Annotated in this window: 20 protein-coding genes; 11 read left to right on the top strand and 9 right to left on the bottom strand. The window is 70.8% G+C overall.

All coding sequences use genetic code 11. The annotated features are described in order from the left end of the window. Positions 1-29: 29 nt before the first annotated feature. From ACIBN2_RS23815 to metH, 3 genes are all read right to left on the bottom strand, one after another. Entirely contained in the window at positions 30-1,634 is a 1,605-nt protein-coding gene (locus ACIBN2_RS23815; protein WP_399137007.1) for an ABC transporter substrate-binding protein, read from the bottom strand. Between the two features lie 489 nt (positions 1,635-2,123). Then, positions 2,124-2,819: an HAD family hydrolase gene (locus ACIBN2_RS23810; RefSeq protein WP_399137006.1), complete on the bottom strand. Its 696-nt coding sequence runs from the start codon at positions 2,817-2,819 to the stop codon at positions 2,124-2,126. Positions 2,820-3,014: 195 nt separating this feature from the next. Beyond that, positions 3,015-6,530, bottom strand: coding sequence for a methionine synthase (metH, locus tag ACIBN2_RS23805; RefSeq protein WP_399137004.1), 3,516 nt, complete (start codon positions 6,528-6,530; stop codon positions 3,015-3,017). Positions 6,531-6,825: 295 nt separating this feature from the next. On the opposite strand from metH, the gene ACIBN2_RS23800 reads away from it, so the two are divergent. The 8 genes from ACIBN2_RS23800 (at position 6,826) to ACIBN2_RS23765 (ending at position 16,710) form a co-directional block, all read left to right on the top strand. Beyond that, entirely contained in the window at positions 6,826-7,590 is a 765-nt protein-coding gene (locus ACIBN2_RS23800) for an IclR family transcriptional regulator (RefSeq protein WP_399137002.1), read from the top strand. A 407-nt stretch (positions 7,591-7,997) separates the two neighbouring features. Then, positions 7,998-8,792, top strand: a complete 795-nt coding sequence (locus ACIBN2_RS23795) for an MIP/aquaporin family protein (protein WP_399137001.1) — start codon at positions 7,998-8,000, stop codon at positions 8,790-8,792. A 50-nt stretch (positions 8,793-8,842) separates the two neighbouring features. Further along, positions 8,843-10,381: a glycerol kinase GlpK gene (glpK, locus tag ACIBN2_RS23790; RefSeq protein ID WP_399136999.1), complete on the top strand. Its 1,539-nt coding sequence runs from the start codon at positions 8,843-8,845 to the stop codon at positions 10,379-10,381. Positions 10,382-10,432: 51 nt separating this feature from the next. Next, positions 10,433-12,049 carry an FAD-dependent oxidoreductase gene (locus tag ACIBN2_RS23785; protein WP_399136997.1) on the top strand — a complete coding sequence of 539 codons (1,617 nt, stop codon included), beginning with the start codon at positions 10,433-10,435 and terminating at the stop codon, positions 12,047-12,049. 225 nt (positions 12,050-12,274) lie between these two features. Then, complete coding sequence (locus tag ACIBN2_RS23780; protein WP_399136995.1) at positions 12,275-12,946, top strand: FadR/GntR family transcriptional regulator; 672 nt, start codon at positions 12,275-12,277, stop codon at positions 12,944-12,946. A gap of 142 nt (positions 12,947-13,088) precedes the next feature. Further along, the gene (locus ACIBN2_RS23775) at positions 13,089-14,069 is read left to right on the top strand and encodes a PAC2 family protein (RefSeq protein WP_399136993.1); all 981 of its coding nucleotides are present in this window, start codon (positions 13,089-13,091) and stop codon (positions 14,067-14,069) included. Positions 14,070-14,331: 262 nt separating this feature from the next. Next, positions 14,332-16,056, top strand: a complete 1,725-nt coding sequence (locus ACIBN2_RS23770; RefSeq protein WP_399136991.1) for a S8 family peptidase — start codon at positions 14,332-14,334, stop codon at positions 16,054-16,056. Between the two features lie 33 nt (positions 16,057-16,089). Further along, a complete protein-coding gene (locus tag ACIBN2_RS23765; protein ID WP_399136989.1) occupies positions 16,090-16,710 on the top strand; it encodes a hypothetical protein in 621 nt (206 codons plus the stop codon). 85 nt (positions 16,711-16,795) lie between these two features. Here ACIBN2_RS23765 and mshC read toward each other — a convergent pair whose 3' ends face one another. The 4 genes from mshC to ACIBN2_RS23745 all read right to left on the bottom strand — a co-directional run bounded on the left by mshC (position 16,796) and on the right by ACIBN2_RS23745 (position 20,289). After that, a complete protein-coding gene (gene mshC, locus ACIBN2_RS23760) occupies positions 16,796-18,025 on the bottom strand; it encodes a cysteine--1-D-myo-inosityl 2-amino-2-deoxy-alpha-D-glucopyranoside ligase (protein ID WP_399136987.1) in 1,230 nt (409 codons plus the stop codon). Between the two features lie 94 nt (positions 18,026-18,119). Further along, positions 18,120-18,938, bottom strand: coding sequence for an SCO1664 family protein (locus ACIBN2_RS23755; RefSeq protein ID WP_399136985.1), 819 nt, complete (start codon positions 18,936-18,938; stop codon positions 18,120-18,122). Then, the gene (locus ACIBN2_RS23750) at positions 18,902-19,492 is read right to left on the bottom strand and encodes a DUF3090 domain-containing protein (protein ID WP_399136983.1); all 591 of its coding nucleotides are present in this window, start codon (positions 19,490-19,492) and stop codon (positions 18,902-18,904) included. Before ACIBN2_RS23750 ends, ACIBN2_RS23755 begins: the two co-directional genes overlap by 37 nt. 110 nt (positions 19,493-19,602) lie before the next feature. Further along, the gene (locus ACIBN2_RS23745) at positions 19,603-20,289 is read right to left on the bottom strand and encodes a histidine phosphatase family protein (RefSeq protein ID WP_399136982.1); all 687 of its coding nucleotides are present in this window, start codon (positions 20,287-20,289) and stop codon (positions 19,603-19,605) included. 62 nt (positions 20,290-20,351) lie between these two features. Here ACIBN2_RS23745 and corA point away from each other — a divergent pair, with 62 nt between their 5' ends. Next, entirely contained in the window at positions 20,352-21,350 is a 999-nt protein-coding gene (gene corA / locus ACIBN2_RS23740; protein ID WP_399136981.1) for a magnesium/cobalt transporter CorA, read from the top strand. A 30-nt stretch (positions 21,351-21,380) separates the two neighbouring features. Here corA and ACIBN2_RS23735 read toward each other — a convergent pair whose 3' ends face one another. Both ACIBN2_RS23735 and ACIBN2_RS23730 read right to left on the bottom strand, forming a co-directional pair. Beyond that, positions 21,381-22,169, bottom strand: coding sequence for a ferritin-like domain-containing protein (locus ACIBN2_RS23735; RefSeq protein ID WP_399136978.1), 789 nt, complete (start codon positions 22,167-22,169; stop codon positions 21,381-21,383). A gap of 255 nt (positions 22,170-22,424) precedes the next feature. Further along, entirely contained in the window at positions 22,425-23,480 is a 1,056-nt protein-coding gene (locus tag ACIBN2_RS23730; RefSeq protein WP_399136976.1) for an LLM class F420-dependent oxidoreductase, read from the bottom strand. A 112-nt stretch (positions 23,481-23,592) separates the two neighbouring features. Between ACIBN2_RS23730 and ACIBN2_RS23725 the strand changes: the two genes are divergently transcribed. Both ACIBN2_RS23725 and ACIBN2_RS23720 read left to right on the top strand, forming a co-directional pair. Then, positions 23,593-24,579, top strand: a complete 987-nt coding sequence (locus tag ACIBN2_RS23725; RefSeq protein WP_399136975.1) for an aldo/keto reductase — start codon at positions 23,593-23,595, stop codon at positions 24,577-24,579. Next, positions 24,576-26,828 (top strand): helix-hairpin-helix domain-containing protein, encoded by a 2,253-nt coding sequence (locus ACIBN2_RS23720; protein WP_399136974.1) that lies wholly within the window; start codon positions 24,576-24,578, stop codon positions 26,826-26,828. Before ACIBN2_RS23725 ends, ACIBN2_RS23720 begins: the two co-directional genes overlap by 4 nt. Positions 26,829-26,854: the final 26 nt, after the last annotated feature.

The following is a 26,854-nucleotide window of genomic DNA, read 5'->3' as shown; positions in this document are numbered from 1 at the left end:
CGCCGTCCCTGGGGCCCCGGGGACGGAGGTCAGCCGCTCACGCCACGGCTGAGTTCCCACAACTGGAGAGTCGAGGAGGAGTTGAGAGCGTACGCGGTGCCGGTGACGTCGTCGCGGGCGGCCACGTACTGCTTGCCCTGCCACAGCGGCAGGATCGGAACGTCGTCGGCGACGGTGTCCTGGATCTGCGTCAGGTCGGGGGAAGCGGCGATGCGGTCGGCCTCGCGGCGGGACGCCGGAATGAGGTTGTTGATGATCTTGCTGTTGCGGTACGGCAGCTTGAGGAAGTTGTCCTTGTCCAGGAACGGCGCCAGGTAGTTGTCGGCGTCCGGGAAGTCGGGGAACCAGCCCATGCCCCAGACGTCGTAGGAGCCCTTGCGCTCGGCCGGGATGTAGTCCTTCCAGAGCGCGCCCTGGATGCTGACGTCGAACAGGCCGCTGCTGTTGAGCTGCTTCTGAAGGATCTCGAATTCCTTCTTGGTGGCCGAGCCGTAGTGGTCGGTCGTGTAATGCAGCGTCAGCTTCACCGGGGTGGTGATGTTGGCCGCCGCCAGCAGGGACTTCGCCTTGGCGTTGCTCGGGTCGCCGTACTTGTTGAAGAACGAGTTGGAGTGGCCGGTGATGCTGGCCGGGACCAGCGTGAACAGCGGCTCGGCCTGGGTGCCGTAGACCTTGGAGACGAGCTCGCCGCGGTTGATCAGCTGGGCCATCGCCTGGCGGACGGCCTTCGACTTCACGCTCGGGGCGTTGGTGTTGAAGGCGAGGTAGCGGATCTCGAGGCCGGCCATCTCGACGAGGTCGACGCTGTTGTCCGAGTCGTTGGACAGCTTCTGGATCTGCTCCGGCGACATGCTGCGGGTCATGACGTCGATGTCACCCTTGGCGAGCGCCTTGCCCATCGCGTCGGCGTCCGCGAAGGAGACCATCTCGGCCTTGGAGTTGTTCACCTTGAGAGTCCCCTTGTAGTTGGGGTTCTTGGTGAACGTGGCCTTGACGAGCGAGTCGTTCTTGACGTCGCTCTGCAGGGTGTACGGACCGGAGCCGTCGACGTCGAAGCCGTCGCGCAGCTTCTTCTTCTCGTAGTCGTCGGGGTTGACGATGCCGGCGACCGGGGTCGACAGCTTGTACGGGAAGGTGGCGTCGGCGGTCTTCAGGTGGAAGATGACGTCGCGGTCGCCCTTGGCCTCCACCGTGTCGATGGTGGAGAGCAGGCCGACCGGGCCGCCCTCGGCGTTGATGGCCCGCACGCGGTCGATGGAGTACTTGACGTCCTGCGCGGTGATGGCGTCGCCGTTGGCGAACTTCAGGCCCTCACGCAGCTTGCAGGCGTAGCGCTCGTTGCCGGAGTCGGTGAATCCGCAGCTCTCGGCGGCCTCGGGGACGGGTTCACCCTCGCCGCGCGGCTGGATCATCAGCGTCTGCACGGTCTGGCGCAGGATGTTCCAGGTGCCCACGTCGTACGCGTACGCCGGATCGAGCGGCGCGGGAGCGTCCTTGGTGGCGGTGAACTGGTCTGTCGTCCCGACGACGATCGCGTCCCCACCGCTGCTGCCGCTGTCGGAACCACCACAGGCGGCGAGCACGGGCGCGAGCAGGCCGACCACGGCCGGCAGCACCAATGTCTTGCGGTTCATGCTCGTGTTTCTCCAGAGCTGTTCAGGTCCGTGTACCCGGCATGCAGGGGTGTCGCGGCGGATCACGGGGGTAGGGGCGATGGTTCTCGCGACGAGATTAGTCCGCACCTGCACGAGGGTTCGCAGTCACTGGAGTTGAGCAACCATCACACAGCGGAACCGGCCGTGGACAGACCGGAAGCCCGCGACGGGAAGAATTAGTGCAGCTTTCCATCAATCGGGACGCAAGGGCACACGGAACCTCCCCGAAACGGGGCTGTCTGCACACACCGTCCGACCTGTCGACCCCCGTGCGAGTGGCGAACGTCACACCTTCAACAGGCGTGATCGGCACCGGAATTCGGCCGCCCGTCCTGATTCGAATTCCTTCGCACACCCGGACTCCGGAATTCCTGTCTTTCGAATCTGCACACTGGGTGAACGCTCAGCGCATTTCTGTCATCAGCTCTGTCATCAACTCTGTCATCGACTCTGTCGGCAGCCCTGTCGTCACAGGGTGATCAGACCGCGCAGAAATGTCAGGTCCACGTCTTCGAGGGTCGTGACGACGGTGCGCCGGACGGCGGGGGCGATGGCGGCCACCGAGGGCACCACGACCACATGGCAGCCCGCGGCCTCGGCCGCCGCGACGCCGGTCGCGGTGTCCTCGACGACCGCGCATCTGGCCGGGTCCACGCCGAGTCCGGCGGCCGCGGCCAGGTAGGGGTCGGGGTGCGGCTTGGTGCGCGGCACCTCGTCGCCGGCCACCGACAGGGCGAAGTGGTGGGGGCCGAGCGAGGTGAGCACCCGGTCGATGATGCGCCGGTGGGAGGCGGAGACCAGGGCCGTCGGGATCTCGTACTCGGAGAGCTCGGCGAGGAGCCTGGCGGCGCCCGGCATCAGCGGCAGGGCGCGGTCGATACGGCTCTCGAACCCCTGGTTGAGCAGGACCGAGAGCTCGGCGAAGGTGATGTCGGCGCCGGTGGCCTCGATCAGGAACCCCGCACTGCGGGTCATCGGCCCGCCGACCACGACATGACGCCAGGAGTCGTCGAGGGTGTGGCCGAGGCCGGCGAAGATCTCGACCTCGACGTCCCACCAGAAGCCCTCGGTGTCCACCAGGGTTCCGTCCATGTCGAGGAGCACGGCCTGAAGAGCGGAGCCTTCGGCCGTACGGGTTCCGAGCGCGGGGACCGTACTGGTCATCCGGGCGCACCTCCTTGAGGGACGACCAGGCCGGTTCCCGCACGGGAACCGGCCTGCAGTGGACCGACCAGTGTACGACTGTCGCGGCCGAAGTGCCTCGTTTATCCGACGTGGTCCGGGGCACACCCTCTTTACGCCGAGGGATGCTGTGAGCTGCGCCTTCGCCGGATCCGGTGCGCGTTGGCCAGCGCTTTGTCAGCGCGCGTTGAAGTACTTCGCCTCCGGGTGGTGGATCACGATCGCGTCCGTGGACTGCTCGGGGTGCAGCTGGAACTCCTCGGAGAGCTGGACACCGATCCGCTCGGGCTCCAGCAGGTCCGCGATCTTGGCCCGGTCCTCCAGGTTCGGACACGCTCCGTAGCCGAGGGAGAAGCGGGCGCCCCGGTACTTCAGGGCGAACATGTCCTCCATCTCGCCCGGGTCCTCACCGGCGAAGCCCAGTTCCGAACGCACGCGCGCGTGCCAGTACTCGGCGAGCGCCTCGGCCAACTGGACGGACAGGCCGTGCAGTTCGAGGTAGTCGCGGTAGGCGTTCGCCTCGAACATGCGCGCCGTCTCCTCGCCGATCCGCGAGCCGACGGTGACGACCTGAAGGCCGACGACGTCCGTCTCGCCGGACTCCTGCGGACGGAAGAAGTCCGCGAGGCACAGTCGGCGGCCGCGGCGCTGGCGCGGGAAGGTGAAGCGGGTGCGCTCGTTGCCGTGCTCGTCCAGGATGATCAGGTCGTCGTCCTTGGAGACGCACGGGAAGTAGCCGTGGACGACGGCCGCTTCGAGCAGGTTCTCGGTCTGGAGCTTGTCGAGCAGACCGCGCAGCCGCGGCCGGCCGTCGGTCTCGACCAGTTCCTCGTACGACGGTCCCTCGCCCGTACGGGCCTGCTTCAGGCCCCACTGGCCCTTGAACAGCGCGCCCTCGTCGAGCCAGCTCGCGTACTCCTTGAGCTGGATGCCCTTGATGACGCGGGTGCCCCAGAACGGCGGCTCCGGAATGCGGTTGTCGGTGGCGACGTCGGAGCGGACGTGGCCCTCCTCGGGGCGCTCCTCCACCTCGGCGGGCGCGGTCGCCCGCACACGGCGCTGCTTCAGTTCGGGCAGCTTCGCGCCGGGCACGCCGCGCTTGACGCCGATGAGCGCGTCCATCAGGCGCAGGCCCTCGAACGCGTCGCGGGCGTAGCGGACCTCGCCGTCGTAGACCTCGTGCAGATCCTGCTCGACGTACGCGCGCGTGAGGGCCGCGCCGCCCAGGATGACCGGGAAGTCGGCCGCCAGACCGCGCTGGTTGAGCTCCTCCAGGTTCTCCTTCATGATCACCGTGGACTTGACCAGGAGCCCCGACATGCCGATGACGTCGGCCCGGTGCTCGGCGGCGGCGTCCAGGATCGCGGAGACCGGCTGCTTGATACCGAGGTTGACGACGTTGTAGCCGTTGTTGGACAGGATGATGTCGACCAGGTTCTTGCCGATGTCGTGCACGTCGCCGCGTACGGTGGCCAGCACGATGGTGCCCTTGCCGTCGGCGTCGGACTTCTCCATGTGCGGCTCGAGGTGGGCGACGGCGGTCTTCATCACCTCGGCGGACTGGAGCACGAACGGCAGCTGCATCTGGCCGGAGCCGAAGAGCTCGCCGACGACCTTCATGCCGTCCAGCAGCGTCTCGTTGACGATGTCCAGCGCCGGGCGGGTCTGCAGGGCCTCGTCGAGGTCGGCCTCCAGGCCGTTGCGCTCACCGTCGATGATGCGCCGCTTGAGGCGCTCGTCCAGCGGCAGCGCCGCCAGCTCCTCCGCCTTGCCGGCCTTCAGCGACTTCGCGGTGGCGCCCTCGAACAGCTGCATGAGCTTCTGCAGCGGGTCGTAGCCCTCGGCGCGGCGGTCGTAGATCAGGTCGAGGGCGGTGGTGACCTGCTCCTCGTCGAAGCGGGCGATCGGCAGGATCTTGGAGGCGTGCACGATCGCCGAGTCCAGGCCCGCCTTGACGCACTCGTCCAGGAAGACGGAGTTGAGCAGGATGCGGGCGGCCGGGTTGAGGCCGAACGAGATGTTCGACAGGCCCAGCGTGGTCTGCACGTCCGGATGGCGGCGCTTGAGCTCGCGGATCGCCTCGATGGTGGCCAGGCCGTCCTTGCGGGACTCCTCCTGGCCGGTGCAGATGGTGAAGGTCAGGGTGTCGATGAGGATGTCCGACTCGTGGATGCCCCAGTTCCCCGTCAGGTCCTCGATCAGCCGCTCGGCGATCTCGACCTTCTTCTCCGGGGTCCTGGCCTGGCCCTCCTCGTCGATGGTGAGCGCGATCAGCGCGGCGCCGTGCTCCCGGGCCAGCTGCGTGACGCGCGCGAACCGGGACTCGGGGCCGTCGCCGTCCTCGTAGTTGACGGAGTTGATGACCGCGCGGCCGCCGAGCTTCTCCAGGCCGGCCCTGATGACGGGGACCTCGGTGGAGTCCAGCACGATCGGCAGGGTGGAGGCGGTGGCGAAGCGGCCGGCCAGTTCCTCCATGTCGGCGACGCCGTCCCGGCCGACGTAGTCCACACACAGGTCCAGCATGTGGGCGCCCTCGCGGATCTGGTCGCGGGCCATCTCCACACAGTCGTCCCAGCGGCCCTCCAGCATCGCCTCGCGGAACTTCTTCGATCCGTTGGCGTTGGTGCGCTCACCGATCGCGAGGTACGCGGTGTCCTGGCGGAACGGCACCGTCTGGTAGAGCGAGGCGGCACCGGGCTCGGGCCGCGGGTCGCGCTCGGTCGGGGTGGTCGCCCGGACCCGCTCCACCAGCTGGCGCAGGTGCTCGGGGGTGGTGCCGCAGCAGCCGCCGACGAGGGAGAGGCCGTAGTCGCGTACGAAGGTCTCGTGGGCGTCGGCCAGCTCGGACGGGCCGAGCGGGTAGCTGGCGCCGTTCTTGCCGAGGACCGGGAGGCCGGCGTTCGGCATGCAGGACAGCGGGATGCGCGAGTGCCGGGAGAGGTAGCGCAGGTGCTCGCTCATCTCGGCGGGGCCGGTGGCGCAGTTCATGCCGATCATGTCGATGCCGAGCGGCTCCAGCGCGGTCAGCGCGGCGCCGATCTCGGAGCCCAGCAGCATGGTGCCGGTCGTCTCGACGGTGACGGAGACGATGATCGGGAGGTCCAGGCCGGAGATCTCGCGGGCGCGCTGGGCGCCGATCACGGCGGCCTTGGTCTGCAGCAGGTCCTGGGTGGTCTCCACGATCAGCGCGTCGGCGCCGCCGGCGATCAGGCCCTCGGCGTTCTGCTGGAAGGCGTCGCGGATCGTGGTGTACCCGATGTGGCCGAGCGTGGGCAGCTTGGTGCCGGGGCCGATGGAGCCCAGCACCCAGCGCTGGCGGCCGTCCCGGGCGAGGTAGCCGTCGGCGGTCTCGCGGGCGATGCGGGCACCCGCCTCGGACAGCTCGTAGACCCGCTCGGGGATGTCGTATTCGGCCATCGCCGCGTAGTTGGCGCCGAAGGTGTTCGTCTCGACGCAGTCCACGCCGGCGTCGAAGTACTCCTCGTGCACCGAACGGACGATGTCGGGGCGGGTCAGGTTCAGGATCTCGTTGCAGCCCTCGAGGTTCTGGAAGTCCTCGAGGGTGGGGTCCTGGGCCTGGAGCATGGTGCCCATGGCTCCGTCGGCTACCACCACCCGGGTGGCGAGCGCCTCACGGAGCGCGGACACACGGGTCCGGCTGTCGGCGGAAGGGGTCAGTGGCGACGAGGCCATGAAGGGGCTCCCTTGAAGTGCGACGGCTGTCGGCTTTGCGTCCGCCCGCGGATCTTCCGCGGTGGGCACACCTCGCCAGGGTAGCCGGGTCCGGACGGGGACGGACGGGGCGTCCACGACGCGGACGAGGATGACGGGCGGGCCACCTGCGGGATACGAGTGACGCAACAGATCTCGACGGATGACGGCCGATCATTGGCGAGAGGTCGACAACGACCGGTAGTGTTCGGCATTGCCGAACAGCGGCAGCGACGTCGTTTCGTCGACGGTCGAAGGGGACGGAGGCAGCACGGGGATGGCACGGAACATCCAGTCGCTCGAACGGGCGGCCGCGATGCTGCGGCTGCTCGCGGGTGGCGAGCGACGGCTCGGCCTCTCGGACATCGCCTCCTCGCTGGGCCTCGCCAAGGGCACCGCCCACGGGATTCTGCGCACCCTCCAGCAGGAGGGCTTCGTCGAGCAGGACGACGCCTCAGGGCGCTATCAGCTGGGCGCCGAACTGCTGCGCCTGGGCACCACCTACCTCGACGTGCACGAGTTGCGGGCGCGCGCCCTGGTGTGGACGGACGACCTGGCCCGCTCCAGCGGGGAGAGCGTCTACCTCGGCGTCCTGCACCAGCACGGCGTGCTGATCGTGCACCACGTCTTCCGGCCCGACGACAGCCGTCAGGTGCTGGAGATCGGGGCCATGCAGCCGCTGCACTCCACGGCCCTCGGCAAGGTCCTGTCGGCCTACGACCCGGTCGCGCACAGCGAGGCGATCGAGGCCGACCGCAAGGCCTTCACCGACCGTACGGTGTGCGACCTGGAGGACTTCGAGCACATCCTCGACATGTCACGCGCGCGTGGCTACGCGGCCGACGTCGAGGAGACCTGGGAGGGCGTCGCGTCCGTCGCGGCGCCCATCCACGACCGGCGGCGGATGCCGGTGGGCGCCGTGGGCATCACCGGCGCCGTGGAGCGGCTGTGCCGGGACGGCGAGCTGCGCCCCGAACTCGTCGCCGCGGTACGGGACTGCGCCCGCGCGGTGTCGCGGGACCTGGGCGCCGGACGGTTCTGACTCCTCCGCACCTCCGCACCCCATCCCCCGCGCCCTCCGCACCCTCCGCACCTCCGCGCCCCATCCTCGCGCCCTCCGCGCCCTCCGCACCGGCGTGCGCCGTGCGGTACGGACCGCCCGGTCGGTACGCACCGTGCTTGTTACCCCGCCGTACGCAGCTGACCTGCAAGATCGACATTTCTCGCCGATCGATAACGATCGCATTTTCGCCAACATGACCCTTGACGGGCACGCGACCGCGGGGCAAGACTCCCGTCCATCGGTCGGCATTGTCGAACACCTAACGGCAATACGCGCTAGAGTGTGACAACGCCAAGGGCCGGCATCGCTCTCACCCCCGAGGGCAGCTCGAACTCCCGGAGGGACCCGGGGTTCGGTCCCCTGGACGAAGGACAAAGGAGTCGCGGGTGTCCAGCTCCGACATCTTCATCGGCGAGACCATCGGTACCGCCATACTCATCCTGCTCGGCGGTGGCGTCTGCGCCGCCGTGACGCTGAAGGCCTCCAAGGCCCGCAACGCCGGCTGGCTCGCCATCGCCTTCGGGTGGGGCTTCGCCGTTCTGACGGCGGTCTACATCTCCGGCCCCCTCTCCGGCGCCCATCTCAACCCGGCGGTCACCGTCGCCCTGGCCATCAAGGACAGCGACTGGAGCAACGTCCCGGTCTACTTCGCCGGCCAGCTGCTCGGCGCGATGATCGGCGCGACTCTGGTGTGGGTCGCCTACTACGGACAGTTCCACGCGCACCTGACCGACAAGGAGATCGTCGGCGGCCCGGGCGCACAGGCCACGAAGGTCAAGGCCGTCGAGGCGCAGGAGACGGGTGCCGGCCCGGTCCTGGGCATCTTCTCCACCGGTCCGGAGATCCGGAACGCGGTGCAGAACCTCCTCACCGAGATCATCGGCACCGTCGTGCTGATCCTCGCGGTCCTCACGCAGGGCCTGAACGACAAGGGCAACGGCCTCGGTGTCCTCGGTGGCCTGATCACCGCACTCGTGGTCGTCTCCATCGGCCTCTCGCTCGGTGGCCCGACGGGCTACGCGATCAACCCGGCCCGTGACCTCGGCCCGCGCATCGTGCACGCCCTTCTGCCCCTGCCCAACAAGGGCGGCTCCGACTGGGGCTACGCCTGGATCCCGGTGGTCGGTCCGCTGATCGGCGGCGCCATCGGTGCAGGCATCTACAACGTCGCTTTTGCTTAAAGCACGGTGGAACAGTCCCCTCTCAACTCAGTGAATCCCAGGAGCACACAGTGACCGACGCCCACACTGCCGGCCCCTTCATCGCCGCCATCGACCAGGGCACGACCTCTTCGCGCTGCATCGTCTTCGACCGGGACGGCCGTATCGTCTCCGTCGACCAGAAGGAGCACGAGCAGATCTTCCCGAAGCCGGGCTGGGTCGAGCACAACGCCACCGAGATCTGGACCAACGTCCAGGAGGTCGTCGCCGGAGCCATCGCCAAGGCCGGCATCACCCGCGACGACATCAAGGCCATCGGCATCACCAACCAGCGCGAGACCACCGTGCTGTGGGACAAGAACACCGGTGAGCCCGTCCACAACGCCATCGTGTGGCAGGACACCCGCACCGACGCCCTGTGCAAGGAGCTCGGCCGCAACGTCGGCCAGGACCGCTTCCGCCGCGAGACCGGCCTTCCCCTCGCCTCCTACTTCGCCGGTCCCAAGGCCCGCTGGCTGCTGGACAACGTCGAGGGCCTGCAGGAGCGCGCCGAGGCCGGGGACATCCTCTTCGGCACCATGGACACCTGGGTCATCTGGAACCTGACCGGCGGCCCGGACGGCGGCAAGCACGTCACGGACGTCACCAACGCCTCCCGCACCATGCTGATGAACCTCCACACCATGGAGTGGGACGACAAGATCGCCGAGTCGATCGGCGTGCCGCTGCAGATCCTGCCCGAGATCCGCTCCTCCGCCGAGGTCTACGGCGAGATCACCGGCGGCAAGCTGGGCGACCTGCTCGGCGGCATCCCGGTCGCCTCCGCGCTCGGCGACCAGCAGGCGGCCCTGTTCGGCCAGACCTGTTTCGCCGAGGGCGAGACCAAGTCGACGTACGGCACCGGCACCTTCATGGTGATGAACACCGGCGACAAGATCATCAACTCGTACGCCGGCCTGCTCACCACCGTCGGCTACAAGATCGGCGAGCAGAAGACGGTCTACGCGCTCGAGGGCTCGATCGCCGTCACCGGGTCCCTGGTGCAGTGGATGCGCGACCAGATGGGCCTGATCTCCACCGCCGCCGAGATCGAGACGCTCGCGCTGTCGGTCGAGGACAACGGCGGCGCCTACTTCGTGCCGGCCTTCTCCGGCCTGTTCGCCCCGCACTGGCGTTCCGACGCCCGCGGTGTGATCGCCGGCCTGACCCGGTACGTCACCAAGGCGCACCTGGCCCGTGCGGTCCTGGAGGCGACCGCCTGGCAGACCCGGGAGATCGCCGACGCGATGGTCAAGGACTCCGGCGACGAGCTGGTGACCCTGAAGGTCGACGGCGGCATGACCTCCAACAACCTGCTGATGCAGACCCTCGCCGACGTTCTGGACGCACCGGTGGTGCGCCCGATGGTCGCCGAGACCACCTGCCTCGGCGCCGCCTACGCCGCCGGCCTGGCCGTCGGCTTCTGGTCCAGCACCGACGAACTGCGCGCCAACTGGCGCCGGGCCGCCGAGTGGACCCCCCAGATGGACGCGGACACCCGCGACCGTGAGTACAAGAACTGGCTCAAGGCCGTCGAGCGGACCATGGGCTGGCTCGAGGACGAGAGCTGACAAGGGCCCCGCGAAGGCGCAGCCGGCTCTGATGAGGAGTAAGAACCCGAAATGACCAGTCAGTCCACCCTGCAGTCCGTGCCTGCCCTGGGCACCCGCCCGGCCTCCGGCTTCACCGCGAGCCGCGCCGAGACCCGGGAGCAGCTCGCCAAGGCGTCGTTCGACCTTCTTGTGATCGGCGGCGGCATCCTGGGCATCTCCACCGCCTGGCACGCCGCGCAGTCCGGCCTCAGGGTGGCTCTGGTCGACGCCGGCGACTTCGCCGGTGCCACCTCTTCCGCCTCCTCCAAGCTGCTCCACGGCGGTCTGCGCTATCTGCAGACCGGCGCGGTGAAGCTGGTGGCGGAGAACCACTTCGAGCGCCGTGCGGTCTCCCGCCAGGTGGCACCTCACCTGGCGAATCCGCTCACGTTCTACCTCCCCGTGTACAAGGGCGGGCCGCACGGCGCTGCGAAGCTCGGGGCGGGCGTCTTCGCCTACTCCGCGCTCTCCGCGTTCGGTGACGGCGTCGGCCACCTCCTCTCCCCCGCCAAGGCGGCGCAGGACGTGCCCGAGCTGCGCACCGAGAACCTCAAGGCCGTGGCCGTGTACGGCGACGACCAGATGAACGACGCGCGCATGGCGCTGATGACGGTCCGCGCGGCCGTCGAGTCGGGCGCCGTCGTCCTCAACCACGCCGAGGTGACCGGCCTGCGCTTCACCCGGGGCCGGGTGACCGGTGCCGAGCTGCGCGACCGCACCTCGGGCGACGAGTTCGGCGTGGACGCCCGGCTCGTACTGAACGCGACCGGCCCGTGGGTCGATCACCTGCGCAGGATGGAGGACGCGAATGCGGCACCGTCGATCCGGCTGTCGAAGGGCGCGCATCTGGTCCTGAAGCGGACCTCCCCGTGGAAGGCCGCCCTGGCCACCCCGATCGACAAGTACCGCATCACCTTCGCCCTCCCCTGGGAGGACATGCTGCTTCTCGGCACCACCGACGAGGAGTTCGAGGGCGACCCGGCGGACGTCGCGGTCACCGACAAGGACATATCCCAGATCCTCGACGAGGCCGCCTTCTCCGTCCGCGACCAGCAGCTCTCCCGGGATCTGATCACGTACTCCTTCGCGGGTCTGCGGGTGCTTCCCGGCGGCCCCGGCAGCACGGCGAAGGCCAAGCGCGAGACCGTGGTCACGGAGGGCCGCGGCGGCATGCTGTCCGTCGCGGGTGGCAAGTGGACGACCTTCCGCCACATCGGCCGTACGGTCATGAAGAAGCTGGAGTCGCTGCCGGGCGCCCCGCTGGGCGACGACTTCGAGCCCATCGCCTCGCTGCCGAAGAAGCTGCCGCTGCCGGGGGTCGCCAACCCGCGCGCGGTCGCGCACCGGCTGCTGGTGGACAACCCGGCCCCCGGGCCGCGGATGGCCGCCGACACGGCCAAGCACCTTGCCACGCACTACGGTTCGCTGGCCTTCGACATCGCCCGGCTGGCGAACGAGGACCCGGAGCTGGGCCGGCGGGTGCACCCCGACGCTCCGGAGATCTGGGCGCAGGTCGTCTACGCCCGGGACAACGAGTGGGCCGAGACACCGGACGACGTGCTGCGCCGCCGTACGACGCTGACGATCCGGGGACTGGCCACGGACGAGGTCCGCGCGAAGGTCCAGGACCTGCTCGACAAAAAGTGACCTCGTGCCGGTCCTTCCCCTGGCCAGGGCCGGCACGACCACGGAACGGCCCCTCTCCCCTAGGGGGCCGGCTCCGCGGGAGGGGGCGGCTCCGCGCCGACGGAGCCGCCCCTTTCGCGTGGCCGCGGATTCCGGGCCTGAGCTGAGCATTCGGCGCCCCGTTCAGCCCGCTGGACGCCATAATGGCGTGAGACATCGGATGTCTGAACGACAGGGAGGCGGGACATGGCGGTCACCGACGAGGCGATCGAGAAGATCAAGGGGATGATCGTCTCCGGCGCGCTGCGCCCCGGCGACCGGCTGCCCAAGGAGAGCGAGCTGGCGGCCGAGCTCGGGCTGTCCCGCAACTCCCTGCGGGAGGCGGTGCGCGCCCTGTCGCTGATCCGGATCCTGGACGTACGGCAGGGTGACGGCACCTATGTGACCAGCCTCGACCCGCAGTTGCTGCTGGAGGCCCTGAGCTTCGTCGTCGACTTCCACCGCGACGACACCGTGCTGGAGTTCCTGGCGGTGCGGCGCATCCTGGAGCCGGCCGCCACGGCGATGGCCGCCTCGCGCGTCAGCGAGCAGCAACTGGACGCGCTGACGGCCCAGTTGGACAAACTGGGGGACGCGCCGTCGGTGGAGGAGCTGGTCGCCTGCGACCTCGACTTCCATCGCGGCATCGTGCAGAGCTCCGGCAACTCCGTGCTCTGCTCGCTGCTGGACGGCCTGTCCGGGCCGACCACCCGGGCCCGCATCTGGCGCGGTCTGACCCAGGAGGACGCGGTGAGCCGCACCCTGCACGAGCACCGGGCGATCCTGGCCGCGCTGCGCGACCGGGACGCGGAGGCGGCGCGGTCGTGGGCCACGGTGCACATCGCGAGTGTCGAGCAGTGGTTGCGTTCCACGCTGTGAGGTACGCGGAAGGCGAGGGTGTCCGGGGCTCCCGAACAGGGCAGTGATCCGTTCACCCGCCCGTGCAAGGGGGCTGCGGGCGCCCCCGTCGCACGCCGTAAGGTTGGGTGGTCAAGCGAGGGCACGTCGGAAGGAGGCCTGGGTGATCGAGCTCGAGGGGGTTCCCGAGCTGATCGACCCGGTCATGGTGGCCGCGTTCGAAGGCTGGAACGATGCCGGCGACGCAGCCTCCGCCGCGGTCGCGCATCTGGACAAGGAGTGGAAGGGCGAGGTGTTCGCGGCGCTGGACGCCGAGGACTACTACGACTTCCAGGTGAACCGCCCCACGGTGTGGATGGACGGTGGCGTGCGCAAGATCACGTGGCCGACCACGCGCCTCTCGGTGGTCCGGGTCGGCGGCGACAAGCCACGCGACCTCGTACTCGTCCGTGGCATCGAACCGTCCATGCGCTGGCGCTCGTTCTGCAACGAGCTGCTGGGCTTCGCGCACGAACTCGGCGTGGAGCTGGTGGTCGTACTGGGCGCCCTGCTCGGTGACACCCCGCACACACGTCCGGTCCCGATCAGCGGCACCACGTCCGACGCGGACCTGGCGCGCCGCATGGACCTGGAGGAGACGAAGTACGAGGGGCCCACGGGCATCGTCGGGATCCTCCAGGAGGCATGTACGCACGCGGGCGTGCCGGCCGTGTCGCTCTGGGCGGCCGTGCCGCACTACGTGTCGCAGCCGCCGAACCCGAAGGCGACGCTGGCCCTGCTCAACCGCCTGGAGGACCTGATCGACGTGCGCATCCCGCTGGGCGAGCTGCCCGAGGACGCGCGCGCCTGGCAGGTGGGCGTGGACCAGCTGGCCGCCGAGGACAGCGAGGTCGCCGAGTACGTCCAGACGCTGGAGGAGGCGCGGGACACCGCGGAGCTGCCGGAGGCGTCGGGCGAGGCGATCGCCCGCGAGTTCGAGCGGTATCTGCGGCGCCGGGACGGATCGGGCCCGTCGGGCGGCGGGCACGCCACCGCGGACGGCAGCGACAGCACGCCCTACCTGCGGGACAACCCCGGCGGCCGGGCGAAACCGCCCAAGCCGCCGAAGCCGGGGGCGGAGGACGACGAGTCCTCGGAGGAATGAGCGAGTGAGGGCCGAGTGAGGGCGGTGCGCCGGTGGCGCACCGCCCTTCTTGTCGCCCGTACGGCCGCCCGGCGCGTCAGGACGCCGGTGACTTTGGCCGGAATGGGACGTGACCGCTACTTCCGGTCGGAATGCACACGTTACCCAATTCAACTTGTTTCAAACGGAGTTGGCGAAAACAGCCTTTACGCATCGGCGCACGCGTGCTTGGTTGTGGAGCGACGGCGCACTCGCACGGACCGAACCGAAGGGAGCGGCACCGATGAGCGACCAGGTAGAGCCGGCAGCGGGTCCCGGGGCCGGCGGCCCCGGACCCGACGGAGCGGGATTCACCTATCGAGGAGCCGAGCAGGAACTGATCGTCGTCGCCGGCGCCGAGGCCCGGCTGCGCGCCCGCACCGAAGGCGTCCGCTCGGCGGCCGGTGCCGACGTCACGGCCCTCAACATGTTCCTCAGCGACGAACAGCTGCGGCTGCAACCGCTGTTCGGCAGCGAGGAGCGGCTCCAGCAGACGTCCGCAGCGCCGGGCGAGCAGAGCGTGCCCGACCTCGCGCTGTTCTACCGGGTGCGGGGCGGGGAGAGCCGCGCCCAGGAGCTGCGGTCGCGGATCGCGGCCCTGCCGGGGATCGACACGGCCTACGTGAAGCCGGGCGCCGTCCCCGCAACGGTGTCCGACGACGACCGCCGCCTGAAGGAAGGCGCCCCGGTCACACCGGACTTCAGCGGCCGGCAGGGCTATCTGCGTCCCGCCCCCGACGGGATCGACGCCCACTGGGCATGGCACCGGCCCGGTGGTTCGGGTCAGGGGGTGACGGTCGTCGACGTCGAGGGAGCCTGGCAACTCGGTCACGAGGACCTGGCCGCCAAGCTGTCCGGCATCGTGGTCGGCACCCCGCTGACCGACCTCGCCTGGCGCAACCACGGCACCGCCGTGATCGGCGTGATCGGCGGCGACCGCAACGAGTACGGCGTGTGCGGCATCGTGCCCGAGGCCGTGACCGCGGCCGCGTCCTTCCAGGAGATCGGCACGGCGGCCGCGATCCACGCGGCGGCCGACCGGCTCGGCCCCGGCGACATCGTCCTGGTCGAACTCCATCGCCCGGGGCCGCGATTCGAGTACGCCGAGCGCGACGACCAGCGCGGCTACATCCCGCTGGAGTGGTGGCCGGACGACTTCGCGGCCGTCCGGTACGCCACCGCCCGGGGCATCGTCGTCGTCGCGGCCGCGGGCAACGGCGGCGAGTCGCTGGACGACGCGGTCTACGAGCGCCGCCCCGACGAGTTCCCCGAGTGGTGGCGCAATCCGTTCAACCCCTCCAACCAGTCCTCCGGCGCGGTCCTGGTCGGCGCGGGCGCACCGCCGCCCGGCACGCACGGCCGTGACCACGGACCCGACCGGTCCAGGCTCGCGTTCTCCAACTACGGTGCCCGCGTGGACACCCAGGGCTGGGGCCGCGAGGTCACGACCACCGGCGGCTTCTGGGACCAGCCCGGCGATCTGCAGGGCGGGCCCGAGGAGGTCGCCTGGTACACGGACACGTTCTCGGGGACATCCGCCGCCTCCCCGGTCGTGGTCGGCGCACTGGCCGCGCTGCAGGGCATGCTCAAGACGGCCGGCCAGGCGCCGATGTCCCCGGAACGTGCCCGTGAGGTGCTGCGCGCGACGGGCTCGCCGCAGCAGGACGCACCCGGCCGGCCCGCCTCCCAGCGGATCGGCAACCGGCCCGACATCAAGGCGGCGGTCAACCGTCTGCTGCCGCAGTCCGTCGGCTCGGGGCGGGCCGAGCGGTACTGGGACGAGCTACTGCCGTATCCGCGCGAACTCCCGCCGAGGCTGAGGCTGTTCGTGGCCGGCGCCTGGCGGAACCTCAACCACCCGTCCCCCGATATCCGCCAGGCGGTGCACTCCGCCTTCGCGGGGGGACGGCCAGACGTCCGAGTGTGGTTCTCGGACGACGAGATCGTCGGCCTGGTCGTCACGGGCTGACGTATCCCAACCATCAGGGAAGGTGACACCCGCATGAGCACCACCCCGCAGATGAGCCAACTGGGACAGCAGCAAGGACAGCAGAACCCGAGCACGTCGCCCTACCAGCAGTACCAGCAGCAGCCGTTCGGGCAGCAGGGCTTCGGCCAGCAGCCGTTCGGGCAGCAGGGCCCCGGCCAGCAGGGCCCCGGCCAGCAGCCCATGGGTATGGGTATGAGCGGCTCGCTCGAGCAGCTCCAGCAGCTCGGCCAGCAGCAGCCCTACCAGGGCCTCCTTCAGCAGCTCGGCCAGCCCCAGATGGGGCAGCAGCAGGGGCAGCAACAGGGGCAGCAACAGGGGCAGCAGCAGGTCGAACAGCAGGTGCAGCAGCACGTCCACCAGATCGTCCAGGCCGCCGTGCAGCACGTCCAGCAGCAGATCCAGGCGCTGCAAAGCGGCGTGGCCGACGGCTACATCGACGTCGTGCAGCCGCTGCCGGGGCAGCCCAGCGTCATCGTGCTGCGCATCAGCGGCCAGCTCAGGGTCTTCGCCAACCCGACCCCCCAGACCCACGACCAGGTCCAGCAGGCCTTCGCGTTCGGCCACCAGGTGGTCGGCATCTGGGACTCCAACTCGCCGCACATCCTGCGCAGCATCCAGATCCGCAGGATCTGACCCGCTGGGCCTGACCCGCGCGAAGTAAACACGAGGGGCGCTTCCTCCCGGGAGGAAGCGCCCCTTTCCGTGTGCGACGAGCGCGCTACAGGGCCACGCCCAGCAGGGCGTCCACGGCGCGCGACACGACACCGGGAGCGCCGGTGTCGGTACCGCCCTCGGCGTCCTGGCGGGCGGCCCAGCGGTCGACCGCGGCGAGCGCGGCCGGTGCGTCCAGGTCGTTCGCGAGCGCCTCGCGGATCTCCTCGACCAGGGCCTCGGCCGGCGGGCCGTCGGGCCGGGAGACCGCGGCGCGCCAGCGGCCGAGCCGGGCCACGGCGTCCGGGAGGACCTGGTCGGTCCACTCCCAGTCGGACCGGTAGTGGTGGGCGAGCAGCGCCAGCCGGATCGCGGCCGGGTCCACCCCGTCGCGCCGCAGCGCGGACACGAAGACCAGATTGCCCTTGGACTTGGACATCTTCTCGCCGTCCAGGGCGACCATGCCGGCGTGGACGTACGCCTTGGCCATGGGGAACTCGCCGGTCAGCACCTGGGCGTGCGAGGCGCCCATCTCGTGGTGCGGGAAGGCGAGGTCGGAGCCGCCGCCCTGGACGTCGAAGCCCATGCCGAGGTGGTCCAGGGCGATGGCGACGCACTCGATGTGCCAGCCGGGCCGGCCGGGGCCGAGCGAGCCGCCGTCCCAGCTCGGCTCGCCCTCGCGGGCGGTCATCCACAGCATCGGGTCGAGCGGGTTCTTCTTGCCCGGGCGGTCCGGGTCGCCGCCGCGCTCGGCGGACAGCAGCCGCATGGCGGCCGCGTCGAGGTTCGAGACCTTGCCGAAGTTCGGGTCGGACTCGACGGAGAAGTAGACGTCGCCCTCGAGTTCGTAGGCGGCGCCCGCGTCCCGCAGCCGCTCGACGAGCGGGACGATGCCGGGTATCGCCTCGACCGCGCCTATGTAGTGCTGCGGGGGCAGCATCCGCAGGGCCGTCATGTCCTCGCGGAAGAGGGTCGTCTCCTGCTCGGCGAGGGCGACCCAGTCGACGCCGTCCCGCTGGGCCCGCTCCAGGAGCGGATCGTCGACGTCGGTGACGTTCTGGACGTAGTGAACCTGCCGCTTGGTGTCGAGCCACACGCGCTGCACGAGGTCGAACGCGTTGTAGGTCGCCGCGTGACCCATGTGGGTCGCGTCGTACGGAGTGATGCCGCAGACGTAGATACGGGCGACGGGACCGGGGTCGAGGGAGACAAGACCGCCGGTCGCGGTGTCGTGGATCCTCAGGTCGCGGCCCTGACCAGGCAGGGCGGGGACCTCGGAAGCGGGCCAGGCATGCATGTCATGAGCCTAACCGGACGGAAGTTCCGTATACGAACCGGACCGGGCCGGATGGCCGGTAGGGCGCTCTTGCGCGCTACCCGCCGCTCTGCTCCTAGACCGGCGGCCAGGGAATGGCCGGCCACTCCCCGCCGGGCTCCGGGTGCCTGCCGGACTCCAGCAGTACGGCGACCCGCGCGCGCGTGGCGTCCACTTCGGCGGCGGTGATCAGCCCGGACAGCCGCGCGGCCAGTGCTCCCCGCTCGCCCAGGGACTCCTGAAGGGCCTTGAGTACGTCGACCGCGTCCGGGGCCAGGGGTTCGCCCGCCCACCCCCACAGCAACGTCCTGAGCTTGTTCTCGGTGTTGAAGGTCACCCCGTGGTCGATCGCGTACAGCCGGCCCTCGGCCGTGGGCAGCAGATGGCCGCCCTTGCGGTCCGCGTTGTTGATCACGGCGTCGAGCACCGCGAGCCGGCGCAGCCGCTCGTCGTCGGCGTGCACCAGGAGCGCCGTCCGTCCCTCGCCCACCTCGGCGAAGCCGATCGCCTTCCAGCCCGGCTCGGGCTCCTCACCGTCCACGAGAGCGAGCAGCTCCGCCTCGGGAGTCACCTCGACCCACAGCTGGACCATCCCCTCGCCGTACGGCCCCTCGCGCAGCACGGTCGGCGGGACGAGACCCCAGCCGGTCGCCGCGGAGACCTCGTAGGCGGCCACCTCACGCTGGGCCAGGGTGCCGTCGGGGAAGTCCCACAGCGGCCGCTCCCCGGCCACGGGCTTGTAGATGCAGGCCGCCTCCCGGCCGTCGTGGGAGACCGTGCAGTACAGCGCGGTGTTGGACGCCTCGCGGATACGGCCGCGAACGGTGAGCTCACCCTCCGCGAGCAGGTCGACGCCGGTCACGCTCCGCGGCGGTATCCGTTCTGGCGCGGACATACGTGTCCTTCCGGGTCGAGCGGGAGGCTGCACAGCGGGCACGGCGGCCGCCCGGCGTTGACGACGTCCAGGGCGCGCTTGGCGAAGGCCCTCGCCTGCGCGCCGGTCAGCCGGACCCGCAGCATCGGGGGTCCGTTCTCCTCGTCCTGGAGCAGGCGCTCCTCGGCCTCGGCGAGGTCCTCCTCGGAGTCCGCGTCGAGCTCCACGAGAGCCTGCGCCTCGACGATCATGCGCTGTTCCTCGCCGTCCCAGGCGAGGGCCATGGTGCCGACCCGGAACTCCTCCTCCACGGGGGTGTCCAGCGGGTCGTTGTCACCGACCTCCGCGGAGGCCACGGCCGGCACGGCGGCGCTGCCGCCACTGCGCCGTACGACCTCGTCGAGCAGTTCGTCCATGCGCTCGGCGAGGGCGGCGACCTGGGTCTTCTCCAGGGCCACGCTGGTCACACGGGGGCCCGCGGTGGCCTGGAGGAAGAACGTACGGCGTCCGGGCAGCCCGACCGTACCCGCCACGAAGCGGTCCGGCGGGTCGAAAAGGAACACCTGACGGGACACGTCCTGTCTCCTGGATTCATGGATCGGCATCGGACCGGATGACCGCACGGACCGCACGGGCGGAGGGGTGCGGCGCTAATGCGACCGCTTCACCCTACTGCGCCCGACGATCACGGTGCGCCCGCACCGCCCCCGACCGGGGCGTCACCGGCCGGGGGTTCCTCGCGCGGCACCAGGGACGTGAAGTCGCCGGTGTCACCGAGGCGGACGAGGAACGGCCGCAGTCGTGTGTAACGGATCGCTGTGATGGAACACGGTTCAACGGAAATCCTCTGGAAGAGGTCGAGATGAAGTCCAAGTGCGTCCGCCACGAGCGACTTGATGATGTCGCCGTGCGAACACATCACGTAGACGGCGTCGGCGCCGTGGTCGCGCTCCACGCGCGCGTTCCACTCGCGTACGGCTTCGGCGGCGCGGGTCTGCATCGCACGCATCGACTCGCCGCCCGGGAACGCGGCGGCCGACGGGTGCGCCTGCACGACCTGCATCAGCGGCTCGTCCCCCAGCTCGGCGAGCTTGCGGCCGGTCCAGTCGCCGTAGTGCGCCTCCCCGATCCGCTCCTCGGTGTGGACGGTGAGCTCCGGCCGGGCCAGAAGAAGCGGCCGGAGGGTCTCCTGGCAGCGCTGGAGCGGGCTGCTCACCACCTCGGAGAGGGGCAGCTCGGCGAGGCGCCCGGGGAGTGCGGCGGCCTGCGCGGCCCCGCGTTCGTCGAGGGCGACGCCGGGCGTCCAGCCCGCGAGCACCCCCTCGGTGTTGGCGGTGGAACGTCCGTGCCGGACCAGGATCAGCGTGGGCATGCGGCCAAGCGTAGGCGCACGCCCGGGTGCGTCCACGGGTGGACGGCGGGAGAATACGCTCCGTGATCGTCGACTGCGCCATCTACCGCGACGGGCGCCGTACGGAGGGGCCCGAGGACTTCTCCGACGCCCTCGACATGTGCCGCCGCGGCGGCGACGCCTTCGTCTGGATCGGCCTCTACGAGCCGACCGAGAAGGAGTTCCGCAAGGTCACCCAGGAGTTCGCACTGCACCCGCTGGCCGTCGAGGACGCCCTGAACGCGCATCAGCGCCCCAAGCTCGAGGTGTACGACGACTCGCTGTTCGTGGTCCTCAAGCCGGTCGGATACGAGGCCAAGAGCGACATCGTGACCTCCGGCGAGGTCATGGTCTTCCTCGGCGACTCGTTCGTGGTGACCGTTCGCCACGGCGAGGAGTCGCCCCTCGCGGACGTACGGCACCGTCTCGAGGAGGAGCCCGACATGCTCCGGCACGGCCCCACGGCCGTGCTCTACGCGATCTCCGACGCCGTGGTCGACCACTACGTGGAGGTGGCGGACGAACTGGGCACCGACCTGGAGGAGCTGGAGGCGGAGGTGTTCTCGCCGACCGGCGGCGGCTCGCGGCACACGGCGTCCCGGATCTACGCCTTCAAACGGCAGGTGCTGGAGTTCCGCCGGGCCACGGGCCCGCTGGCCCAGCCGCTGACCCGGCTCGTGGGCGACGGGCTGTTCGGCGTGAAGGTGCCCTTCGTGCATGAGAAGGCACGGCCGTTCTTCCGGGACGTGAGCGACCACCTCACGCGCGTGAACGAGGCGGTGGAGGGCCTGGACCGGCTGGTCTCGGACGTGCTCTCCGCGCATCTCGCGCAGATGAGCGTCCGGCAGAACGACGACATGCGGAAGATCTCCGCCTGGGCGGCCATGGCCGCGGTCCCCACGATGATCGCGGGCATCTACGGAATGAACTTCGACCACATGCCGGAGCTGCACTGGACGGTGTCGTATCCGGCGGTGATTCTGCTGATGGCCGTGCTGGAGGTGCTGCTGTACCGGCTGTTCAAGCGCCGGGGCTGGCTGTGAAGTGTGCGGTCGCGGGGAAGCCGCGGGGCATCAGGCGAACTCGGGGGCGGTGGTGGCGGGTCCGCCGAGCGCGTCGCGCCGCTCCGGCATCCTCAGGCTGACCATCCGCCGCCAGCCCGCGATCCGCTCGTACCCGTAGACGGCCTGGATGCCCGCGGTGAGCAGGGCCGACTTCGCCCGGGACCAGCCGAGAACGCGGCCCATGTGCTGCATGACGGCGATGCTGACGTCGCGGTAGACGCGGATCTCGGCGAGCGCGCACTCCCGCAGCGTCCGCTGGATCGCCCGGCCGTGCCCGGCGCGCGCGAAGCGGAGCAACTCCTCGTGGCAGTAGGCCAGATGGCTGTCCTCGTCGGTGGAGATCATCATCACCGCGCGCCCGATGTCGGGGTGGTCGGCGAAGTGCCTGCGCAGCAGTTCCATCTGCTCGGAGGCGCGCTGTTCGGTGACCCGGCTGTGGGCGAGGTAGACGACGATGTCCTGCACGGTGAGCGGCTCGTCGCCGCTGAGCTTGTCGTGGGCCAGGCCGATGCCGTGCTTCTCCAGGAGCATCGTGTAGTCGGTCTCGGGCGGTACCGGGACGGGTTCGAGCCCGCGCTTCCTGATCAGCGCGTTGAAGATCCGCCCGTGCTTGTCCTCGTCGGCACCGTGCCGGGTGATCTTGGGAGCCAGCCGGCGTTCGCTCTCCGGCACGAGCGCGGCGATGCGGGCGTTCTCCCAGCCGCCCTGGGCCTCACCGCCGGCCGCGATGGAGCAGAACAGGGCGAAGGAGTCGTCGTTGTCGAGAATCTCCTGGAACAGGCTCTTTGCCGAAAGCATCGTGGGCACCTCTCTGCAGGCTCGCGCAATTCCGCCGGATTCCGCGAAGACCGAGTCAAATGCGGCTCGAGAGGTGCTGCAACAGCTGTGTCGGACAACTCCGCCAAAAGGAGGACCCGCGCGCTCGCACGGGTGCGTAACCACCGGGGCCCGGGCGCGTTGTTCACGGTGACGGCCGTGGCGGGGAAGACCCCCGAGCCCCCACCACGGCCGCAGAAAACTTCACTCGCCGCATGCCCCGCCCGCAGCCCCGCGTCACGCCAGTCCGGCGCGCTCCAGGGCCTCGGTGCCGGCGCGGAGCGACGCGAGCCGCTCGTCGAGCGTGAAGCCCGCCGGGTTCAGGCTCAGGGTGGTGACACCGGCCGCGGCGTACTCCTTCATCCGGTCCGCGATGCGGTCCACGGAGCCGAGCAGCGTCGTCTGGTCGATCAGGTCGTGCGGGACGGCGGCCGCGGCGCCCTGCTTGTCGCCGGAGAGGTACTTCTCCTGGACCTCGGCGGCCGCGGCCTCGAAGCCCATGCGCTGGGCGAGCTGGTTGTAGAAGTTCTGCTTGGCGCTGCCCATGCCGCCCACGTACAGCGCCGTGTAGGGACGGAAGGCGTCGGCGAGCGTGGACACGTCCTTGTCCTCTCCGACGGCCAGGGGCAGCGTCGGGTGGACGTCGAAGCCCTCCATCGTCTTTCCGGCCTTCTCGCGCCCGGCCCGCAGATACTTGATCGTGGTCTCCCCCAGGTGCGCGGCGGAGGGGAAGATCAGCAGGGCTCCCTCGGCGATCTCACCGGTCTGCTCGAGGTTCTTCGGGCCGATCGCGGCGATGTACAGCGGGATGTGCTCGCGCTGCGGGTGCACGGTCAGCTTGATCGGCTTGCCCGGACCGCCGGGCAGCGGCAGCGTCCAGTGCTCGCCCTCGTACGTCAGCCGCTCGCGGGTCATCGCCTTGCGCACGATCTCCACGTACTCACGCGTGCGCGCCAGCGGCTTGTCGAACTTGACGCCGTACCAGCCCTCGGAGACCTGCGGACCGGACACGCCGAGGCCGAGGCGGAAACGGCCGCCGGAGAGCGAGTCCAGCGTGGCCGCGGTCATCGCGGCCATCGCGGGCTGGCGGGCCGGGATCTGGAAGATGGCCGAACCGATGTCGATGCGCTCGGTCTGGGCGGCGACCCAGCTGAGCACGGTGGCCGCGTCCGACCCGTAGGCCTCCGCGGCCCAGCACACGGCGTACCCGAGCCGGTCGGCCTCCTTGGCGACCGCGAGGTTGTCCGCGTCCATTCCGGCACCCCAGTAGCCGAGGTTGATCCCGAGCTGCATGCCGCATCCCCTTACCGATCAGTAACGTGCCTGTTCGGCAGACCCTAGCGCGTGGAAACTGGTTGTCCACAGGCACCCACACCATAGGTTCTGGCCAGTAATCTCGGCGTTCATGGAGCAGAGGCATCTCGGCCGTACCGGTCTTCGCGTGTCCCGCATCGGACTCGGCACCCTCACCTGGGGCAGGGACACCGACGAGCACGACGCCGCGGACCTCTTGAAGTCGTTCTGGGAAGCGGGCGGGAACCTCGTCGACACTGCGGACGTGTACGGCGACGGGGAGGCCGAGTACCTGCTCGGACGGCTCATAGAAGGCCTGGTCCCGCGCCGGGACCTGGTGATCTCGACCAAGGCCGGCAGCGTGCCGGACCCGGACCGCCGCGTCGACGGCTCGCGCGGCCATCTGCTCTCCGCCCTGGACGCCTCGCTCGCCCGCCTCGGCACGGACTACGTCGACGTCTGGCACATCCACGCCTACGACACCTGCACCCCGCTCGACGAGACGCTCCACGCCCTCGACCTGGCGGTCAGCAGCGGTCGCGCGCGCTATGCCGGTGTCTCCAACTTCTGCGGCTGGCAGCTCGCGAAGGCGGGGACGTGGCAGCTCGCGGTTCCCGGCACCCGGACCCGCCTGGCGAGTGCGCAGATGGAGTACTCGCTGCTGCAGCGCGGCGTGGAGCGCGAGGTGCTGCCGGCCGCGCTGGACCTGGGCATCGGCCTGCTGCCTTCCTCGCCGCTGGGCCGCGGGGTCCTGACGGGCAAGTACCGGGGCGACGCCATGCCTCCCGACTCGCGCGGCGCCTCGGACCATCTGGCGCCCTTCGTCGCGCCGTACCTCGACGACACGGCGAGCCGCATCGTGGACGCCGTGCAGACCGCCGCGGACGGGCTCGCGGTGACGCCCCTTCAGGTCGCCCTCGCCTGGATCCGCGACCGGCCCGGGGTGACCGCCCCCGTCATCGGTCCGCGCAACGCGCAGCAGCTCACGGCGGCATTGTCAGTGGAGGCCCTTAGTCTTCCTGACGAGATCTGCCGGGCTCTCGACGATGTGTCGGCGCCCGTGCACCGCTATCCCGATCACGACTGGAGCACGCTGTGAGCACGGACCCCGAGACCACGGAGAACGCCGAGCCGGGGACGCCGGGCGCGGCTGCGGAGAACGACGCACAGGAAGCGGACGCCACCGCGGTGGCGGACGCCACCGCGGAGGCGGCGGCCGAAGACGGGAGCACGCCGGCGACCGAGGAAGAGGGCACGTCTGCGGCCGGGGGCGAGAGCACGCCTGCCGCCGGGGCCGACGGTGCGGGCGCGGCCGAAAAGTCCGAGGCCGAGGCCGAGTTGGCGGCGCAGCGGGTCGAGCGGGAGCGGATCGAGCGGCGCAAGGCCGAGAAGGCGGCACCCGTCGACAGCGGCGCGAAGCTCAGCGGGAAGGCCGCCGATCTGCTCGCCGCCGTGCGGGCCGTGGAGAGCGGCGGCAAGCCCGTCGCCGCCGTCTTCGAGGAGCCCGGGCCCGCTCCCCGCCGCCCCGCCCCCGAGCCGGTACGGCGGCCGCAGCCCACGCAGGCGGTCGCACCGGCCGGCGGTCCCGCGCCGGAAGCGGTCGGCGCGGTGGGGCGCGTCCTCGCCGACGGCGGCGCCCCGGACGCCCTCGCCGCACCGGCCGCCGCCGCTCTCGGTGAGGACGCGGACGAGCAACTGCGCGCCGATCCCTGGCTGTTGCTGCGCGTCGGCGGGGTGCGGCCCGAGCAGGCCGACGGCTTCGCGCGGGCGCTGCTCGGTGCGGACTGCCGGCCGGACGACGAGCGGCGGGGCCGGGCGCTGACGGGCTGGCTGCTGGAGCAGGCGGCGCTCGCCGGGCACACGGCCCTGGAGATGTCCGCGCTCACCGCGGCGCTGGCCCAGCGGGGCGTGCCCGACACCGAGGCGGCCGTGCAGAGCGCCGTCGCGGAGGGCGAGGCGCTGGTCTTCCAGGACGCTCTCGACCCGACCGCGCCGGAGCCGCAGGCGGGCGAGGACGGCGAGGAGGCAGAGGAGCGCCCGGTCCGTATCCTGATCGGCCTGGAGCGCTGCGCCCTCGCGGAGGAGAGCCTCGCCGACGGTCTGGCCCGGCTGATCAACTCGGTGCCCAAGCAGGACGGTTCCGCCGAGGACTGGGAGCAGGCCGCCGCCGCGGCAAAGGGCTCCACCGCCGAACTCCTGCGTGCGGTCGCCGGCCACGGCCTGGTGCTGCATACCGGCGGCGAGGCCTCCCTGGCCGAACCGGCGGCCCTCCTGCGGGCGGCGGCCGGCCTCGGACTGCGTGCCTGGGCGGCCACGCACGCCCCCGGCGGCCGCGAGCGGTTCGCGGCACTCTGGGCCGGGCAGGGGCAGGAAGGCCCCGGGCCGGACGCCGCGTCCGTCGCCACCGTCGCCGGTCTGCTCTCCGGCGCCGAGGGCCCCGGTCGGGACGCCGACGGCGCGCTGGACCTCGACCTCCTCGTCGTGCTCGACGCGCCCCAGCTCGACGTCGAGACGGGCGCCCTGCTGCTCGAGTCGCTCCCGGACGGCGCCCGGCTGGTGCTGGCAGGTGACCCGGCGGTGCTGTGGTCGGCCGGGCCCGGGCGGGTGTTCGCCGATCTGCTGGGGGCGGGGATCTGCCCGCGGATCGCCTCCCGGCGACCGGACCCGGGCCCCTTGGGCGAGCTGGTCTCCGGCGTCGGCATCGGCGAGCTCCAGCAGGTCGAGGCTCCCGGCAAGGAGGTCGTCATCGTGCCCGTGCGGGACGCGGGCGAGGCCGTGCACCGGACCGTGCAGCTCGTCGCGGACTCGGTGCCGCGGGCGATCGGCGTCCCGTCCGAGCAGACCGTGGTGATCACTCCGGGCCACGGCGGAGCGGCGGGGACGCGAGCCCTCAACGCGGCGCTGAAGGAACGCCTCAACCCCGGCCCAGGCCGCTTCGGCGGCTTCGACCCCGGCGACCGGATCGCCTACTCCCCCGCGCCGGGCCGTACGGTGCCGGGCACCGTCGTGAAGGCCGACGCCGACGGGCTGCACCTGTCGTGCGCCGGCACCCCCGTCGTCGTGGCGAAGGAGCGGGTGGAGCAGTCCGTGCGGCACGGGTGGGCGCTGACCGCGCACCAGGCGGTGGGCGACCGCTGGCCCGCGGCGGTCGTGGTGCTGCCCGGGGACGCGGCGCAGGCCCTGAGCCGCCCGTGGGTCTACACGGCGTTCGGCAGGGCGGGCAGACATCTGTCCGTGGTCCACGGCGTGGAACAGGCGCTCCCCCGCGCCGTGGCCGAGGTCCTGGCCAAGCCCCGCACCACCCGCCTCCCGCTGCTGCTGGCGACCCAGGCACCGGCCGCCGGCTGACGCACCCGCCGGAACGGCGACGGCTG

Origin of the sequence: Streptomyces sp. NPDC050534 (genome assembly GCF_044457745.1) — a bacterium.
Lineage (GTDB): Bacteria > Actinomycetota > Actinomycetes > Streptomycetales > Streptomycetaceae > Streptomyces.
The sequence above is the reverse complement of the archived record's forward strand: the minus strand, read 5'-3'. Positions and strand labels throughout refer to the sequence as shown.